17 protein-coding genes are annotated in these 16,806 nt (G+C 47.1%); 13 read left to right on the top strand and 4 right to left on the bottom strand.

Annotated features, from left to right (window positions below):
* Positions 1 to 46: 46 nt before the first annotated feature.
* Together EBI00_RS14380 and EBI00_RS14375 are read left to right on the top strand one after the other, a co-directional pair.
* Positions 47 to 469: an organic hydroperoxide resistance protein gene (locus tag EBI00_RS14380; RefSeq protein ID WP_123096648.1), complete on the top strand. Its 423-nt coding sequence runs from the start codon at positions 47 to 49 to the stop codon at positions 467 to 469.
* Positions 470 to 617: 148 nt separating this feature from the next.
* Positions 618 to 926, top strand: a complete 309-nt coding sequence (locus EBI00_RS14375) for a 4a-hydroxytetrahydrobiopterin dehydratase (RefSeq protein WP_123096647.1) — start codon at positions 618 to 620, stop codon at positions 924 to 926.
* 60 nt (positions 927 to 986) lie between these two features.
* Here EBI00_RS14375 and EBI00_RS16195 read toward each other — a convergent pair whose 3' ends face one another.
* The gene (locus EBI00_RS16195; protein WP_241557052.1) at positions 987 to 1,631 is read right to left on the bottom strand and encodes a helix-turn-helix transcriptional regulator; all 645 of its coding nucleotides are present in this window, start codon (positions 1,629 to 1,631) and stop codon (positions 987 to 989) included.
* Positions 1,632 to 1,795: 164 nt separating this feature from the next.
* Positions 1,796 to 2,254, bottom strand: coding sequence for an Lrp/AsnC family transcriptional regulator (locus EBI00_RS14365; protein ID WP_123096646.1), 459 nt, complete (start codon positions 2,252 to 2,254; stop codon positions 1,796 to 1,798).
* A 162-nt stretch (positions 2,255 to 2,416) separates the two neighbouring features.
* Between EBI00_RS14365 and EBI00_RS14360 the strand changes: the two genes are divergently transcribed.
* The 3 genes from EBI00_RS14360 (at position 2,417) to EBI00_RS14350 (ending at position 5,404) form a co-directional block, all read left to right on the top strand.
* Positions 2,417 to 3,361, top strand: coding sequence for a DMT family transporter (locus tag EBI00_RS14360; RefSeq protein WP_123096645.1), 945 nt, complete (start codon positions 2,417 to 2,419; stop codon positions 3,359 to 3,361).
* 39 nt (positions 3,362 to 3,400) lie between these two features.
* On the top strand, positions 3,401 to 4,600 hold the full coding sequence (locus tag EBI00_RS14355) for an amino acid aminotransferase (RefSeq protein WP_123096644.1): 1,200 nt from the start codon (positions 3,401 to 3,403) through the stop codon (positions 4,598 to 4,600).
* A 120-nt stretch (positions 4,601 to 4,720) separates the two neighbouring features.
* Complete coding sequence (locus EBI00_RS14350; protein ID WP_123096643.1) at positions 4,721 to 5,404, top strand: hypothetical protein; 684 nt, start codon at positions 4,721 to 4,723, stop codon at positions 5,402 to 5,404.
* A gap of 82 nt (positions 5,405 to 5,486) precedes the next feature.
* Here EBI00_RS14350 and ettA read toward each other — a convergent pair whose 3' ends face one another.
* Both ettA and EBI00_RS14340 read right to left on the bottom strand, forming a co-directional pair.
* Entirely contained in the window at positions 5,487 to 7,148 is a 1,662-nt protein-coding gene (gene ettA, locus EBI00_RS14345; RefSeq protein ID WP_123096642.1) for an energy-dependent translational throttle protein EttA, read from the bottom strand.
* 112 nt (positions 7,149 to 7,260) lie between these two features.
* Positions 7,261 to 8,166, bottom strand: a complete 906-nt coding sequence (locus tag EBI00_RS14340; RefSeq protein ID WP_123096641.1) for a DMT family transporter — start codon at positions 8,164 to 8,166, stop codon at positions 7,261 to 7,263.
* 161 nt (positions 8,167 to 8,327) lie between these two features.
* On the opposite strand from EBI00_RS14340, the gene nrdR reads away from it, so the two are divergent.
* From nrdR to EBI00_RS14295, 8 genes are all read left to right on the top strand, one after another.
* Entirely contained in the window at positions 8,328 to 8,840 is a 513-nt protein-coding gene (nrdR, locus tag EBI00_RS14335) for a transcriptional regulator NrdR (RefSeq protein WP_123096640.1), read from the top strand.
* The gene (gene ribD, locus EBI00_RS14330) at positions 8,837 to 9,991 is read left to right on the top strand and encodes a bifunctional diaminohydroxyphosphoribosylaminopyrimidine deaminase/5-amino-6-(5-phosphoribosylamino)uracil reductase RibD (protein ID WP_123096639.1); all 1,155 of its coding nucleotides are present in this window, start codon (positions 8,837 to 8,839) and stop codon (positions 9,989 to 9,991) included. Before nrdR ends, ribD begins: the two co-directional genes overlap by 4 nt.
* Positions 9,992 to 10,284: 293 nt before the next feature.
* Entirely contained in the window at positions 10,285 to 10,785 is a 501-nt protein-coding gene (gene nusB / locus EBI00_RS14325; RefSeq protein ID WP_123096638.1) for a transcription antitermination factor NusB, read from the top strand.
* Between the two features lie 448 nt (positions 10,786 to 11,233).
* Positions 11,234 to 12,280, top strand: coding sequence for an ABC transporter substrate-binding protein (locus EBI00_RS14315; RefSeq protein WP_123096636.1), 1,047 nt, complete (start codon positions 11,234 to 11,236; stop codon positions 12,278 to 12,280).
* 50 nt (positions 12,281 to 12,330) lie between these two features.
* Entirely contained in the window at positions 12,331 to 13,110 is a 780-nt protein-coding gene (locus EBI00_RS14310) for an ABC transporter ATP-binding protein (protein WP_123096635.1), read from the top strand.
* Positions 13,111 to 13,122: 12 nt separating this feature from the next.
* Complete coding sequence (locus EBI00_RS14305; protein ID WP_123096634.1) at positions 13,123 to 13,908, top strand: ABC transporter permease; 786 nt, start codon at positions 13,123 to 13,125, stop codon at positions 13,906 to 13,908.
* Between the two features lie 220 nt (positions 13,909 to 14,128).
* A complete protein-coding gene (locus EBI00_RS14300) occupies positions 14,129 to 15,199 on the top strand; it encodes a CNNM domain-containing protein (RefSeq protein WP_123096633.1) in 1,071 nt (356 codons plus the stop codon).
* Between the two features lie 129 nt (positions 15,200 to 15,328).
* The gene (locus EBI00_RS14295; protein ID WP_241557051.1) at positions 15,329 to 16,792 is read left to right on the top strand and encodes an FAD-dependent oxidoreductase; all 1,464 of its coding nucleotides are present in this window, start codon (positions 15,329 to 15,331) and stop codon (positions 16,790 to 16,792) included.
* The last annotated feature ends 14 nt before the right edge of the window (positions 16,793 to 16,806 follow it).

The raw sequence follows: 16,806 nt of genomic DNA, 5'->3' as shown, positions 1-16,806 counted from the left end.
AATTATTATCTAGATAACTTAAACGTGTCATTTTAGGAGCAATATTATGGAAGCCGTTTATAGCGCAACAGCAACCTCTACTGGTGGCCGCGATGGTCGTTCTATTACATCTGACAACAAATTGGACCTTGCTCTAAGCACGCCAAAAGAATTGGGCGGCGCTGGCGGTGAAGGTACTAACCCTGAGCAACTTTTCGCAGCCGGCTATTCTGCTTGCTTCATCGGCGCATTGAAGTTAGTTGCGTCACAACAGAAAGTAAAAGTGCCTAATGACGTTAACGTCACAGCAACTATTGGTATCGGCGCTAACACTAAAGGCGAAGGTTTTACTATCTGCGCAGATTTAGAAGTGAATGTTCCAGGCGTAGAAAAAGATGTTGTTGAGAAGTTAGTTGAAGCCGCTCACAAGGTTTGCCCATATTCAAACGCGACGCGTGGCAACATCGATGTGAACTTCACAATCAAGTAATGGTTTTCCATTAAAACGTTAATTCTAAGAATCCCTTTTGTATTAAGTTGCACAAGGGATTTTTTTGTTGGGTGTTAACTGATGCCTTAAGCGGCTACACTGGTGCTTGATATGATAAATTTTCTGATTTAAATAGAGGTGAAAAAGCATGACACATCGAAAGCTCGAACAGCATGAGATAGAGAAAGCACTGAACCAATTGAATACAGAAGCATCAGAAGACTGGGCGATAGAAGACGAAAAACTCATTAAAACCTTTAAATTCAAGGATTTTCAACAAGCTTTCGGATTTATGGCCATGAGTGCTCTGTACGCGGAAAAACAAGATCATCACCCTGAATGGTTTAATGTGTACAACAAGGTCAGCATCCAACTGACAACCCATGACGTATCGGGTATTTCACAGAAAGACTTCGATCTTGCTGAAAAGATGGAAGCCTTCGCGTCGAATCTGTAACAGTTCGTTTTGTACAACACGTCGGCTTGCCGTTGAATCTTAGTATTTATTATCGTCCAATCAATTCGTTAGAATAGCCGCTAACAATTGGTTTGATGTAGGGACTAAGCCGACTTTTAAGTCAAAAGGTTTAAACACTTTGTTGACGATTTCAGCGGTGTAATTGCCTTTATCATTTTCAATTTCAGACAGCGTCTTACGCGATACGCCTGTTAATTCTGTGTATGCTTCCTGCCTTAATCCTAAAACGTCAACACGAAGCTCACGCAAAGCTTCACCCTGAGTCATTTCATTTAACAGCAAACGTTTGATGATGTGGTTAATGGCGATGAGCTGCTCATCTTTGGTCATCGGCATAAGACGCTTTGAGGCGCGCTGTCGGTTTCCCTTGGCGATATCCGTCTCCTGAGTAAGTGCGGCATTGTCTAAAGTTGCTTGAGACGTGTTTTGCAGAGCGCTGAGCTTAGTGAGATGTTTCGGTTTGCCTGTCGACTTATCCGTCGCGTCTTTATCGACTTTTTTGAGCGCTTTTGTCTTTTTTTCAGCACCGTCTTTAAGTGCTTTTTCCGTCGCGTCAGGGAGCACTGCAATGTCTTTTTGAGCCTCTTGTTTGGCTTTTTTCTTTTTTTTTGAGCCGGATTTCTTCGCTTTGGGTTTGTGTTCTTTTAGTGGGCGAACACTGTCTAACTGTCCTTTCATCTTCATGTCATTGGCTCCATGGTCTGTATTCTTGCAAAACGGTTTGTACACACTAAAAAATTAATATGACAGATAGGTAACAATAGAAGAGAAATGCTACTTTATCCATCAAATACCTCCCATGAGTAGTGTATTTTCATTCCATTGCTTTTCTAGCGCCTTGGTATTGTTTAGCTTTTCTTTAAAGGCAAGGGCGCGTCGCTTTTAATGGCTCGTATGGCAAAGTTGCTGTGAATGTCTTTTACATAAGGCAGGCTTTGAATCGTCTTTAGTATGCCTTCGTAATCGACAAGGTCGCGAGACACAATTTCGAGCCTGTAGTCGGCGTACCCCGACACCAAGTAAGCGCTAATCACATTGGGTAAACTCGCCACACTTTGTTCAAAAGCATCACTGGCATCACCGGTGTGGTTGTTTAAACGTACTTCAATAAATACCGTCATGGATAATCCCACCTTGGTACGCTCTAAACTGGCTTTGTAGCTTTTGATGACACCAAGCGTTTCGAGTTGTTTGACTCGACGTAGGCAAGGCGAAGCCGATAAATGTATCTGTTCTGCCAGCTCCACATTGCTTAAGCGGCCATTGTCCTGCAGTAAGGTGAGGATTTGAATGTCTGTATTGTCCATCTTTAAATTAGCATACCTTGTAATTTATTTTCTCTAAATAAGCATACTGTGCCAAAAAATCTCTATTTCGAGGCGATAATGGCAAGGACATGCTCGTGATTCTCTTCCTATAATGAACGCATCAAAGACGATTTGAAACTGGTATTTTTAGCAGGATGGATCATGAATAATATTACCCACAGTAAAGCGGTACCCACGTCAGACTATCGGCGTATCGCCACAGGGGGCGCTTTCCAGCTTGGATTGCTTGCCGCCTTTGTGACGGCCTGTATTTGGGCAAGCTGGCTTGTGAGTGTCAAGATGGGGGCGCAGTCGATGCTGACCACTTTTGACCTCGCTTTGATGCGTTATGGTGTTCCTGCGCTTGTACTGATGCCGTTTTTATATCGTGCTCGCCATCGAATGCTTGTTGTCCCGAAATGGACCTTGTTCGGCATTGTATTGGGTGCTGGGGTGCCTTTTTTCTTTTTGAGCTCGGCGGGTATGAAGTATGCGCCGGTTTCGCATGCGGGCTTACTAATCCCTGGTATGTTTCCTCTGTTCGTGACGGCTATTGCCGTGGTGGTGTTTAAAGAGCCACTGAGTCGTCCTCGTTTAATGGGGTTGTTGGCGATTTTAACCGGCGTGAGCGCATTATTTTTGTTGTCTTTTTGGTCACTTGACGGTGAGGTCTGGAAAGGTGATTTGTATTTTATCGGGGCCAGTTTTTGTTGGGCGGTATTTACGATCAGTTTGCGAGTCGCAGGCCTTCCGCCATTGGCGGCCACGGGATTATTGGGGCTGGTCTCCACGACCTTGTTGCTTGTTCTATTAGCAACGGGCTTGGTGACCTCTGGAATGGGCGCCGTTAGCATGGGAGAGTTGGCGGGGCAGTTTTTTGTGCAAGCCGTATTAGTCGGGCTGTGTACGGGGTTTAGTTATGGCTACGCAATCAACTCACTTGGGGCAGAACGGACTGCGGCCATGGGAGCTTTAACGCCTGTAATGGCATCACTTCTGGCCATTCCTTTACTGCACGAATCCATTGGAATCGCGGCCGCTGTGGGTCTGTGCTTTGTTTGTGTCGGTGTGGTGTTTGCCAGCGGCATTGTGAAGTCGTCACGTTAATCGACACTCTCTTTTCATCAACGTTTAATGGAAAATTTTATGTTTAATACGCTCAGTCCTGCTGCTATTGACCCCATTTTGTCTCAAACACTCGCCTGTCTGCAGGACCCGCGACCTAATAAATTGGATTTGGGTGTAGGCGTCTATCGCAATGAAAATGGCAAGACTCCTGTGTTGCAAGCGGTTAAGACGGCTGAGATTCGCTTAGTTCAAACTCAAGAAAGTAAAAGTTATGTTGGCATGGCGGGTTGCGAGCGTTTCAACCAAGCCATGATATCGCTTTTACTAGGGGAAGAGCGGCAGGCACAAAATCAACGAGATGCACGGGTTGTTGGTGTTCAAACACCGGGTGCGAGTGGGGCGTTGCGATTAATGGCGGATGTTATTGCTATCGCTAACCCTAATGCGACCGTATGGATGAGTGATTTAAGTTACGCAAACCATGCACCTATTATGAGAACTGCTGGTCTTAATGTGGCGTATTATCCTTATTTTGACCCAAAAACAAAAAGCGTCAATGAGCCCATAATGCTGTCTGCTTTATCAGCATTAGGCACAAATGACGTCGTACTATTACATGGCTGTTGTCACAACCCAACTGGTGCCGATCTCAGCTATGGTGCTTGGCAAGCATTAACGGATATGGCCAATCAACAAGGCTTCTTGCCCTTCATAGACATGGCATATCAGGGTTTTGGCGATGGCATGGAAAAAGATGCGGCGGGCTTTCGTTATCTTGCTGAGCGTGTGCCCGCGTTTTTGGTTGCCAGTTCCTGTTCTAAAAACTTTGGCTTGTATCGAGAGCGTACTGGCATTGCCGTCGTGGCGTCAGACAGTGCCTCAAAAAGTTTGTGCATTAAAGGCCGCATTATGGAATGCGCACGCAGTACCTATACCATGCCACCAGATCATGGTGCGGCGGTTGTGCGTACCATTCTTGAAGACCCAGCGCTCAAGGCTGTCTGGTTATCGGAAGTCTCAGAAATGAGACAACGAATTCATCGCGTGCGGGCGGCTCTAGTGGCGTCTTTACAGCATCAAACAGGTCACCATCATTTTGACTTCATCGGTCAGCACAAAGGTATGTTTTCTGTGATTGGTGCGAACAAAGAGCAAGTTATGCGATTAAGGGAAGAGTTTGGTGTTTACCTTGTGGATGGAGGACGAATCAATCTCGCAGGATTAAAAGAAAGCGACATTCCTTTCCTAGCCAAAAGCTTGTCTGTGGTGATGGTGTAGATACGCATTAACGCCTAAGCGATCGACAAGTTTGCTTTTCCTCAATGAAAAATCTTGTATATTAGCGACTTTATTTGCCGTCACTCTCTTGTGTGGTGACTCTTTTTAAAGGGCTCCTTGATGAATTTTTCAGAATATTCCGCCGTTCTCAACGCATTTAAACACGGTGCTTTTGTGTCTATTCAAGAGAGTTATGACGCGATTTGTCATGCGCAAGATCAGTTGATTGCAGAATTAACGAGTAAAGGTGCGGTAATTAAAGGATGGAAAGTCGTTGAAGATTCTGGTGTTTTTATCCTTTCGCCTATTTTTGATTTTCAGATTTTTCAGCATCAAGGGACGCGGATATCGAAAAGTGACCTATCCGGTATTGAAGTGGAAATCTGCTACCAGTGCAGCGTCCCACTCTTGGCAGGTGATATTGACTACGCTGTTCGTGGTTGTCAGCCATTTGTCGGCATTGAAGTCATACGCCCTAAAATTAATCCCCACAGTTACCCATCCTGCGATTTTTATTTTAACTATGGCATCCTTGTTTCCGATCTCCCCGTATCGGGGGACTTTTCGCTAAAAAGTGGTCATCAGAGCCATACTTATCAGTACTCGACCAGCGCTACCGATTTTTTCGAACAGAAAAAGGCGGTGCTGTTGAAGGGTGTACAAGAATGTGTTCGTCGAGGCTACATTGACGAATTCTTCTTCATGACGGGTAGCTTGAACGGGTTGATTGGAACCGATATCTGCGAGGGTAAAAATGAAGTGATTGGAACAAATGGCACACTAATTAGCGTGGACATTGTGTAGCGCTTTTTGATTTTTAAAAAACCGCTTACCTTCCGGTAAGCGGCTTTCCATTCTCAAAACCAACCAATTCTATCAAATAGAATTACGCATCAATACGTTTGTATTTGATACGTGTTGGTGTGGCGTCGTTGCCGGTACGTTTTTTGTAGTCGGCTTCGTATTCAGCGTAGTTACCTTCGAAGAAAACGGCTTTAGAATCGCCTTCGTATGCAAGGATGTGTGTTGCGATACGGTCTAGGAACCAACGGTCGTGGGAAATAACAATCGCAGAGCCTGGGAAGGCCAGTAGCGCGTCTTCCAGTGCACGTAAGGTTTCAACGTCTAGGTCGTTGGTTGGCTCATCCAGTAGCAAGACGTTGCCGCCTTCTTTAAGCAATTTTGCAAGGTGCAAACGGTTACGCTCACCACCAGACAAATGTTTAACCAGTTTTTGCTGATCTGACCCTTTGAAGTTAAAGCGACCAATGTAAGCACGAGATGGCACTTTGTAGTTGTGCACCGTGATCATGTCTTGGCCGTCAGCGATTTCTTCGAAAACCGTTTTGTCGCCATCTAGTTCACGCATTTGATCAACGTAGGCAAGTTGCACCGTTTCACCTAATGTCACTGTGCCAGTGTCTGGTTTTTCGATACCAGCGATCATTTTGAATAGGGTTGATTTACCCGCACCGTTACCACCGACAACACCGACGATCGCGCCTTGTGGCACCACCATGTTGAAGTCTTCTAGTAGCATCTTGTGCTCGAAGCTTTTGCTTACGCCTTCGATTTCGATGACTTTATTACCAAGACGTGGTCCTGGTGGAATGTACAACTCGTTGGTTTCGTTACGATCTTGGAACTCTTGAGAGTTCATTTCCTCGAATCGAGCCAAACGGGCTTTGGATTTAGACTGACGCCCTTTGGCCCCTTGGCGAACCCATTCAAGCTCCGATTTAATGGCCTTTTGATGAGACGCTTGCTGTTTCGCTTCGGTTTGTAGTCGAGCGTCTTTTTGCTCTAACCAAGACGAGTAGTTACCTTCGTATGGAATACCGTGACCACGGTCCAATTCCAAAATCCAGCCAGCAGCGTTGTCTAGGAAGTAACGGTCGTGGGTAATCGCCACAACAGTGCCTGGGTAATCTTTCAAGAAGCGCTCTAGCCAAGCAACGGATTCCGCATCCAAATGGTTAGTCGGCTCATCGAGAAGAATCATGTCTGGCTTGTTCAACAACAAACGACAAAGCGCCACACGACGACGCTCACCACCAGAAAGGTGTTCTACTTTGGCGTCCCAAGGTGGAAGACGGAGCGCATCGGCAGCCACTTCAAGGGCACGCTCTAGGTTGTGACCTTCTTTCGCTTCGATTAAGGCTTCAAGTTGACCTTGCTCTTTTGCGAGCGCATCAAAGTCCGCATCGGGTTCCGCGTATTCTGCGTACACGGCATCCAAACGCGCCATGGCTTCGATAACGTCAGAGAAGGCTTCTTCAACAATACCACGCACGTTCTTTTCTGGATCAAGATGCGGTTCTTGCTCAAGGTAGCCGATTTTGATGCCCGGCATGGGGCGTGCTTCACCGTTATGCTCGGTATCCACACCCGCCATAATGCGTAGTAGCGTCGATTTACCAGATCCGTTAAGACCCAATACACCGATCTTAGCGCCTGGGAAAAATGAAAGAGAAATGTCTTTTAAGATTTCGCGTTTAGGTGGAACAATTTTCCCAACGCGGTTCATGCTGTATACAAACTGAGCCATAAAGAATCAACTTATCCTATGATTAAAAAACACCCTGTGTCTCGTCAAAAAAGAAGGCTGACGACCACAGAGCCGATTACAAATGAGTATGCTAAGAATAGCACAGGGATTGTCATTTCAGAATAATCAACGCGGCGCCAGCGACAACGAAAAACGCCCCTACCCAAGCACCAAGCGCAGGTCGTTGTCCTGTGGTCAGCCATAAACCGGGCAGAATCAGTACGGGCACAACCGCCGACAATGTGGTGACGATGCCGACGTTGGCGTTACCGACTCCCCAAACGAGAACGCTCATGCCAATCACCATACCAATAGTCGCTAGGGTAGCAATGCCCATAAAGTCGATGCGTGTGAGTTGATCAAAGGGGATGGCACCGACAGGGCGCTTGTGTCGATAGAAAATGCCATAAGCCAGTATCAGTGCCAGCGCCCCCGTTCCCACTCGTAGAGCCGAAACCGCAATGGGGTCAGCGCCGTCGAGCAAAGCCGGCTTGCTAAGCAAGGCGCCACTGGCTTGCCCAAGAGCGGCACCAAGCGCAAGCAAAATGCCGATACTTAATTTGCCTTTGGTTTGTTCCCAAGCATGAAGACTGTTTCTACGGCCGAATAAAATGGCAATCACTACCCCTGTTAGCACTAAACTGCAGGCAAATAGCTGACTAAACGACAGGTTTTCCCCTAAAAGCAACCAGCCTAATAAAATCGACATGGGGGCATTGGTGGCAAACAGTACCCCAGTGCGTCGCGGGCCAAGGCGGTGTACCGCCGAGAACAGCATGGTATCGCCGATAAAAATACCCAACAGCCCCGACAACATAATCATCTCGGTATGTTGCCATAAAGCCAAGCTGAATCGTTCCGTGATCAGACAAATCAACAGCAGTATGACGCTGGCAATGACAATACGCACCGTATTGAAAAGCATGGTGCCGAAACGCTCAATTAATCTTGGGGCCATCAGGCTGGAAATGGTCCAGCAGAGTGCGGCAACCAAGCCCGATAATTCTGCAAACGGCATAGATATCCTTATGATCCAATTCTTGAGACAAGCGAAGAATAGACGCCTGTGCGTCGTGTCCCTCGGTAGCTATCTTGCAATGGGGTTGGTATGATTTGTTGCAAAATACGATGGCCTAAACTCAGGCATTCTTACACCAAGTTAGTAATATTGGAAGCGCCATGCGATGCCCTTTTTGTGGAACCCTAGATACTAAAGTAGTGGACTCTCGGCTGGTGTCGGAATCCGCACAAGTGCGCCGTCGGCGTACTTGTATTCACTGTCATGAACGCTTCACCACCTTCGAAGTCGCCGAGTTACAAATGCCCAAGCTGATCAAGAGCGACGGCAGTCGAGAAGTGTTTGATGAAGACAAACTGCGCAACGGCATTTTAAAAGCCATTGAAAAACGCCCTGTCAGCATCGAAGCCATTGAAACGGCGATCACGCGCATCAAAGAAAAAATGCAAGCGACTGGCGAGCGAGAGTTGCCTTCTCGCTGGACGGGGGAAGCTGTGATGGAAGAATTGCAGCGCCTCGATCAAGTGGCTTATGTTCGCTTCGCTTCGGTATATCGTAGTTTTAAAGACATCAGCGAGTTCCGTGAGGCGATTGATCGTCTAGAAAACCACAGCGCCACTGTTTTAGACACAAAGCAAACTCCTTCAGAATCCATCAAAGAAGACAAAAAATGACCCTTAATAACCACGAGTATTGGATGGCAAAAGCGATTCAACTGGCACAGCAGGGTCTTTATACGACTCATCCCAATCCACGAGTAGGCTGTGTTTTGGTAAAAGATGACCAGCTAATCGGTCAAGGTTTTCATGCCAAAGCGGGCGAGGGGCACGCGGAAGTGAACGCCTTAGCGGATGCCAAACAGGCCGTAGACGGCGCAACCGCGTATGTCACCTTAGAACCTTGCAGTCATCAAGGTAAAACCCCGCCGTGTGCTGACGCCTTGATCAAGGCCGGCGTGGCGCGTGTTGTGTACGGCATGCAAGACCCAAATCCTGAAGTATCTGGTAAGGGCTTGGCAAAACTAAAAAAAGCGGGGATTGAGATTATCGGCCCCGTTCTAGAAGCGGAATGTGAGGCGTTGAATCCGGGTTTTATCAAACGCATGCGCGAAGGGCTGCCTTTTGTTCGCGTCAAGTTGGCCATGAGTTTGGATGGTCGCACGGCGATGGAGTCGGGTGAAAGCCAATGGATTACCGGTCCTGAAGCGCGTCTTGATGTGCAACGCTTGCGCGCGCAAAGTGATGCCATTGTCACCGGTATAGGGTCTGTTTTGGCGGACAATCCGAGCATGACGGTTCGTATCGATAATAACGACCAAGACGCAGACCCTAAAAGCGTGCGTCAGCCGTTACGTGTGATTATGGACACGGCTTTGTCTATTTTACCGGAAGCGAAAATCCTCTATCCAGCCCATCAGGTTTGCGTGTTTTCTGTGGCAGAAGAGGTCGAACCAGAACATCAAGACGTTCTTTGTAAAAAAGGCGTGACGGTACGTTTTGCGCCACGGGGTGAAGACGGTCGACTTGATTTACTTGATGCGATGGAGCAGCTTGCCGATCTTGGGATTAACGAAGTCTTGTTAGAAGCCGGGGCCGAGCTGGCTGGCGGTTTTTTGCAAGCCGGATTAGTGGATGAAATTGTCGTGTACATGGCGCCGAAATTACTGGGTTCCAGTGCTCGGCCATTATTCACACTGCCTCTTGAGACGATGAGTGAAGCGGTGGAGTTAACCCTAACATCCGTTAGTCAAGTAGGCCAGGATGTGCGCTTGGTGTACTTGCCAAGCTACCTAGACGAAGATAGTGAAGAGGACGATGACGAATAGTCGAGCGCTGAGTCATTGCTTTTTCGGTGTTTTTTAATAAAACCGCGAGAAATCGTTTTTTCTTGCGGTGATTTAGAAAACTTTGCCGAGAAACCTAGAATAAATGTTGCTATAATCGCCGCCCAAGAGAAAGAACATATCTGTACTTTTGGCCATCATGACCGTAGGTACTGCCTAGTAATCCAAGTCTAATCGTCAAGTTAATAGGCAGCTTTCTTACCAGCAAAAGTACTTCCAAGCAGGCGAAAACGTGAGCCCATATGGCTGCGTAGTCTGGATAATTGAGGCAAAAAATGAGCGAAGTGGAAACAACAAACGACCAAACTCCAGCACCAAAACGTAAGGAAAAGAAGCCTTCACGTTCGCAAATGCGCAGTGCTTCTCGTCGTTTGGCATTGCAAGCGGTCTACCAATGGCAGATGAATAAATCGGCCGTGAGTGAGATAGAAACCCAGTTTGTTATGGATCAGGATATGGATTCGTGCGACAAGGTTTACTTTCGTGAGCTCCTGCAAGGCGTTACGGCCAGTGCTAAGAAGCTGGACAACTTATTTGAAGAGCTATTGGATCGCCCACTGAGTGAGCTTGATCCGATTGAATTGGCGGTTATGCGCCTTGGTGCATTTGAATTGTCACAGCGTTTAGATGTCCCATACCGCGTTGCCATCAATGAAGGTGTGGAACTGGCGAAAGGCTTTGGCGCTACCGAAAGCCATAAGTATGTTAACGGTATTCTAGACAAATTGGCGCAACGCGTGCGCCGCGAAGAAATCGCCGCACGTCGTAACAGCTAAACAGGCAGTTAGCCCGAAAAACGCCGTCGTAAGATAGCAAGTAGCCCCCGTTTTATCAGCGATAAAACGGGGGCTTTTTTATGCCTACTGTATTCCTGATGCTTGTCTTGAGGTGTTTGGCGAGTTCCAGCATTTAATGACTTGCTTCAAATCCTAGCTAGATTGTCCCTGACGTTCGTGTGATATGGCTGCACTAAATTAAAGCATCCTAGCCTGGTGTGTGGCTCTAAATGGCGCTGTTTCGAATGCGATATCTCCTCCTTGTTACTATTTTCTATTACTAGCACATGGCTTTCTTTTAATGGCGTGTATTTTGCTTTGTAAAGATTGACTGAGCGGTCAATTAAAACGGCCGCCTCTTTGCCACGAAAAGTATTGCGTTCTTTCATCTACGGTTCCCAATAAGGCGTTCCCTTGTTGGGTGTTTAATGTGACATAAGGATAAGCCATGAATATTGCAAAACGTCTGTCTATCAAAAAACTGGTTGCACTCTGTGGTGCGGCTGCGCTTCTGAGTTTGCCGAGTTTAGGGTTCGCTCAAGCCTCAACAACAAAAATTAATTTCACGTTAGATTGGCGTTTTGAAGGGCCGTCTGCGCCTTTTTTAATGGCCTTGGACAAGGGGTATTTTTTACAAGAAGGTTTAGAGGTCACTATTGACTCGGGTAATGGCTCTGCTGGCGCGGTAACTCGCGTCGCGACGGGGGCTTACGACATGGGTTTTGCTGATTTTAGCGCCTTAGTAGAATACGCGGCGGCTAACCCAGAGTCAGGCATGCAAGCGGTATACATGCTTTATAACCAAACGCCTGCCGCGGTGTTTACACTCAAAGAATTCAATATCAATACGCCTGCTGATTTGGTTGGTAAAACCTTGGCCGCGCCTGTGTTTGATGGTGGGCGCAAAGCATGGCCTGCTTTTGCAGCGAACAATGATTTAGCGGTGGACTCGGTTACTTGGCAAAGTGTTGATCCTGCCATTCGTGAAACCTTGTTAGCGCGTCGACAAGTAGACGCCATCACGGGATTTTATTTTACCAGTTTATTAAACCTAGAAGCCCGCGGTGTATCGTTAGACGACATAGTGGTCATGCCTTACGCCGATTATGGTGTGGCCCTGTACGGGAATGCCATCATTGCCAGTCAAAAGATGCTGATAGAAAACCCAGAGGCCGTGGCAGGGTTTAATCGAGCCTTCAACAAGGCGCTCATTGAAACCATAGCCGACCCAGAAAGTGCGGTGAAATTTGTGTCTAAGCGCGACCCTTTGGTCAAAGAATCGTTAGAACTGCGTCGTTTAACACTAGCGTTAGACGCGCAAGTGATTACCGATGAGACGCGTACCGAAGGTTTGGGCGTGGTGACCATGGAGCGGTTAAAACGATCCATTGATGAAGCCGTATCGTCGTTTAATTTGAGCCGTACGCCCACCCCAGAGTCCTTATTTAATATGGCGATGCTGCCCGAAAAAAGCACTCGCATGATGCAAAACTAATCTTCGCCGTTCGGCATGGCCGAACGGCTTTTTTTCGCTGGGGAGTTGCTATGGTGTTTGTAGAGTTTGAAGACGTCAGTTTGGCCTATGAAGAAGGGGGCGATCTGGCCATTAAAGACATTTCTTTATCGGTTAAGCAGAACGAATTTATCGCCGTCGTAGGGCCTTCGGGTTGTGGCAAATCGACTCTAATGAAGTTGGTGTCAGGGTTAACCGAGCCAACCTCAGGTTATGTTTATATTGATGGGCGTCAGATTGGTGGCCCGCAAAAATGCATTGGCATGGCGTTTCAGGCGTCGAACCTTTTACCGTGGCGTACCACGTTAGAAAATGTCATGTTGCCCTTAGAAATTGTACAGCCTTATCGTTCACAGCTCAGACGCAAGCGTCAAGAATTTGAAGCCATGGCGATGGCTTTGTTAGAGCGGGTTGGATTAAAAGGCTGGGAGCATAAATACCCATGGGAATTGTCAGGAGGCATGCAACAACGAGCTTCTATTTGTCGCGCCTTGATTCACAAACCACAGCTGTTGATGTTGGACGAGCCTTTTGGTGCTCTGGATGCGTTCACACGGGAAGAGCTGTGGTGCATGTTGCAAGAGCTGTGGCAAGAGCAACCCTTTACCGTCATTTTAGTGACACATGATCTACGTGAGGCGGTGTTTTTAGCCGATACCGTGTACGTAATGAGCAAAAGCCCTGGCCAAATATTGGTGAAACGAGACATTGATATTGAGCGCCCGCGACCATTATCGGTGACCTATACCGAGCCTTTTGCTGCCCAAGTGCATGTGTTGCGTGAGCATATTGGCTCTATTCGTCAATCCTAAGAGGCAAGAAAGATGATGGTTTTTAATCGCAGAAAATTTTTAATTAAGCATGCCAGTTGGATGCTTATTGTGTTCTTGTTGTTGGTGTGGGAAATGATTTGTGTGGGCTTTAACGTGCCTGAGTATTTGTTTCCAGCACCGTCGTCAGTGTGGGCATCGGGCGTCGATCGTTGGCAACCCATTATGATGCACGCTTGGCAGACGTTTTTTACCACCTTGGTGGGGTTTGCCATCGCCGTAGTGGTGGGTGTTGTTCTGGGCGTGGCGGTCGGGACCTATCCTATTGTCTATAAGGCATTTTATCCGCTTTTAGTGGGATTTAATAGTATTCCCAAAGTGGCATTTGTCCCTGTGTTAGTGGTGTGGTTTGGTATCGGAACGGTGCCTGCCATATTGACGGCCTTTCTTATTTCGTTTTTTCCTGTGTTAGTGAATGTGGCAACGGGCTTGGCAACCCTAGAGCCAGAGCTGGAAGATGTGTTGCGTTCGCTTGGCGCCTCCAAGCTAGATATTCTTCGTAAAGTTGGTTTGCCGCGAGCCTTGCCCTATTTCTTTGCGTCACTCAAAGTTGCCATTACGCTGGCGTTCGTTGGTTCGGTTATATCCGAAACCGTTGCTTCTAACATGGGCATTGGCTATTTGATGATGGCCGCCAGCTCGTCAATGGACATGGCATTGGTGTTTGCTGGTCTTATTGTCATTGGCATAATGGGGGTGGTTATGTATGAATTGTTTGCTTGGACAGAAAAGCGTTTCACCCGTTGGGCTAATAGAGGCGTGAATAACACCGCAATATGATAAAGTGTCACCAATAGACAGCAAGCGATTTCGGTTTGTCTATTGGTGGTTTTTTCTATCGATTGAAAATGGCAATTTAAGGCATTGTTAAAAATTAGCGCTAATCCAAATCACGAATTTATGTTTCCACCTTATGACAATAACGGAACTTTGTATTTCACTTACAGACTAACCTGATAAGTTTAGTGTTATTTTTTTAACGTGAGTACAAGGATAGAAAATGAACTCAGACGCTGTTCTGTTAATCGTCTATATAGTTTCTGCAATTGGTTTTTCGTTTCTCTGCTCGATAGCGGAGGCGGTGTTATTAAGTATTACGCCATCTTATATCGAAGGACAAAAAGAAAAACGGCCAAGTTATGCTGTTCGTTTAAAACGGCTAAAACAAGACAATATCGATCAATCACTTGCCGCTATTTTAACGCTAAATACCATAGCGCATACAGCGGGTGCCATTGGCGCTGGGGCAAAAGCGACAGCCGTCTTTGGAAGCGCTTGGTTTGGCGTATTTTCAGCGGCTATGACGATGGCCATTTTGTTTTTATCGGAAATTGTACCAAAAACGATTGGCGCACTTTATTGGTCAAAACTCGTCATTCCAATGATGCATTTTGTACAAGGGCTTATCATTATTTTATACCCTATTGTGTGGGTGTCGGAAAGGCTGACAAAGTTAATATCGCATGGCAAAGAAATCCATCATTTTAGTCGAGATGAATTTATTGCGATGGCAGAACTTGGAAAAGAGGGAGGGCATATTCAAGACAGTGAGTCACGAATTATTGGTAACCTATTTCGCTATGGTTCGGTAAAAGCCGTTGATGTAATGACGCCTCGAAGTGTTGCATTTGCCTTGTCGGAAGACAAAACGGTGTCAGAAGTCTTTGAACTTATTAAAAGTAAGCCTTTTTCACGTATGCCAATTTACAAATCGGGATTTGATGAAATTACCGGCTTTGTATTAAGAGATGACATATTGTTGAGTAAAGCCTCCAATCGACACAGTGATACTCTTAGGTCTTTGAAACGTGACATTATGGTCGTTCCAGAGAAGGTATCTTTACCCATGTTGTTGGACAGTTTCTTAAAGGAGCGTCAGCACATCGCGCTTATTGTTGATGAATATGGCAGAGCAAAAGGTATTGTGACGCTTGAAGATTTGGTGGAAACTTTACTTGGAGTAGAGATTATGGATGAAATGGACCATGTTGAAAATATGCGTGTATTAGCACGGAAAATGTGGATGGAGCGAGCCAAGGCACTGGGAATTGAAGTGGAAAAAGTGGAATAGTTGATTTGATGTAAAACCGGCATCGTTTCGGGCATAACACACTCACCAATAGGCCGTGTTTTTCTGGGATGAATAGGGCGGTAATTTAAGTGATTTTTTTGAGCAGGACGGCAAGCTGGGGTAGCGGGCTTGTCGCCAAGAGGAAGTAAGACATTGCAAGGTGAGAAAACGAGTTGGACTGTGTGTCTGGATTGTCAGGGGCGAGGGCAAAAAAGCCGTCGATTACGCAAGAAGGTACGTTTGAGTTATCAGCGGGCGCTGGATGAATTTGAGCGCTTAAAAGGTGTAGGGCCTGCTCCCGTGCGGCCTAAAGGGCATCTGGACGACTGTGTCACTTGCGCTGGATCCGGATTGGTTCCAGCATCTTGTCCTCCTTTGCCAGATCATGACAACTACCCACATATTGCTATTATCGGTGGCGGTATTGGTGGGGTAGCGTTGGCCGTAGCCTGTTTGCATCGTGGTATTCCTTTCACGCTTTACGAGCGAGACTCTGGGTTTAATGCACGCTCACAAGGCTATGGGCTGACCTTGCAGCAAGCCAGCAAAGCGATTGAAGGCTTGGGCTTGTTTTCGCTAAAAGACGGCATTGTCTCGACACGCCATCTGGTTCACACCACAGAGGGCAAAGTGGTGGGAGAATGGGGTATGCGAAAATGGCGTCCGCCCGGTGCGGATGTCTCGTTGCGACGCACCAATATACACGTTGCGCGGCAGTCATTACGCTTGTCATTATTGGAACAGCTTGGTGAACAAGGTAGAGTCCAATGGGGGCATCAGCTGGTGGATATCGCTTCGACGAAAGATGGCTCAGCCTTGAGCTTCTTAGTGGACGGTGAGGTCGTATCCGCCCATGCGGATCTTGTGGTCGGAGCCGATGGTATTCGCAGTAAGGTACGCCAGTGGCTCATCGATGAAGATACGACGCCGTTACGTTATTTGGGTTGCATGGTGATTTTGGGGATCTGTCCGCTGGCCCAACTGGATGATCTAGACAGTCCTTTGCTCGATTCTGCTACCGTGTTTCAGACCGCCAATGGTACAGAAAGAATTTATATCATGCCTTATTCGTCCGACGCCGTGATGTGGCAATTAAGTTTTCCAATGCAAGAGAGTGATGCTCAGGCATTGAGTCGTCAAGGCGCTCAAGCGTTAAAAGCCGAGGCTTGCCGACGCACTCAATGGCACAGTCCTGTTCCGCAAATTTTGGCGGCCACATCTGAGGCTCTGGTTTCGGGTTATCCGGTATACGATCGCGCCTTGCTTGATCCAAGCCAGCTAGCCCATGGGCAAGGCGTCACTTTGATTGGTGATGCAGCGCATCCGATGAGTCCGTTTAAAGGGCAGGGCGCGAATCAGGCTTTACTGGACGCATTGGCATTGGCTCGCAGTATCATGATAGGTTGCCGACCTTCATCGAACTGGCGGGAAGTGGGGATTCGCCAACAGGTGTTAAACGATTTTGAAAGCGAAATGCTGGCTCGTAGCGCGCCAAAGGTAGAAGGCTCAGCGCTGGCCGCGCAGTTTTTGCATTCCGATATTGTTTTGCATGAAAGTGACGAGCCTAGAGGCCGTTGTTTGCAACGGCGCTGAGCATATCGGTGGCT

Source organism: Marinomonas hwangdonensis (genome assembly GCF_003721245.1).
GTDB classification, from domain to species: Bacteria; Pseudomonadota; Gammaproteobacteria; order Pseudomonadales; family Marinomonadaceae; genus Marinomonas; species Marinomonas hwangdonensis.
This window is presented reverse-complemented; position numbering and strand designations above follow the sequence as displayed.

What these genes read in the sequence shown, in the direction of transcription:
- EBI00_RS14340 (WP_123096641.1), bottom strand. Translation starts at nt 8,166, where the DNA reads ATGCCGTTTGCAGAATTATCGGGCTTGGTTGCCGCACTCTGCTGGACC.
- EBI00_RS14355 (WP_123096644.1), top strand. Translation starts at nt 3,401, where the DNA reads ATGTTTAATACGCTCAGTCCTGCTGCTATTGACCCCATTTTGTCTCAA.
- EBI00_RS14305 (WP_123096634.1), top strand. Translation starts at nt 13,123, where the DNA reads ATGATGGTTTTTAATCGCAGAAAATTTTTAATTAAGCATGCCAGTTGG.
- ettA (WP_123096642.1), bottom strand. Translation starts at nt 7,148, where the DNA reads ATGGCTCAGTTTGTATACAGCATGAACCGCGTTGGGAAAATTGTTCCA.
- EBI00_RS14310 (WP_123096635.1), top strand. Translation starts at nt 12,331, where the DNA reads ATGGTGTTTGTAGAGTTTGAAGACGTCAGTTTGGCCTATGAAGAAGGG.
- EBI00_RS14350 (WP_123096643.1), top strand. Translation starts at nt 4,721, where the DNA reads ATGAATTTTTCAGAATATTCCGCCGTTCTCAACGCATTTAAACACGGT.
- ribD (WP_123096639.1), top strand. Translation starts at nt 8,837, where the DNA reads ATGACCCTTAATAACCACGAGTATTGGATGGCAAAAGCGATTCAACTG.
- EBI00_RS14380 (WP_123096648.1), top strand. Translation starts at nt 47, where the DNA reads ATGGAAGCCGTTTATAGCGCAACAGCAACCTCTACTGGTGGCCGCGAT.
- EBI00_RS14360 (WP_123096645.1), top strand. Translation starts at nt 2,417, where the DNA reads ATGAATAATATTACCCACAGTAAAGCGGTACCCACGTCAGACTATCGG.
- nusB (WP_123096638.1), top strand. Translation starts at nt 10,285, where the DNA reads ATGAGCGAAGTGGAAACAACAAACGACCAAACTCCAGCACCAAAACGT.
- nrdR (WP_123096640.1), top strand. Translation starts at nt 8,328, where the DNA reads ATGCGATGCCCTTTTTGTGGAACCCTAGATACTAAAGTAGTGGACTCT.
- EBI00_RS14375 (WP_123096647.1), top strand. Translation starts at nt 618, where the DNA reads ATGACACATCGAAAGCTCGAACAGCATGAGATAGAGAAAGCACTGAAC.
- EBI00_RS14315 (WP_123096636.1), top strand. Translation starts at nt 11,234, where the DNA reads ATGAATATTGCAAAACGTCTGTCTATCAAAAAACTGGTTGCACTCTGT.
- EBI00_RS16195 (WP_241557052.1), bottom strand. Translation starts at nt 1,631, where the DNA reads ATGAAGATGAAAGGACAGTTAGACAGTGTTCGCCCACTAAAAGAACAC.
- EBI00_RS14365 (WP_123096646.1), bottom strand. Translation starts at nt 2,254, where the DNA reads ATGGACAATACAGACATTCAAATCCTCACCTTACTGCAGGACAATGGC.
- EBI00_RS14300 (WP_123096633.1), top strand. Translation starts at nt 14,129, where the DNA reads ATGAACTCAGACGCTGTTCTGTTAATCGTCTATATAGTTTCTGCAATT.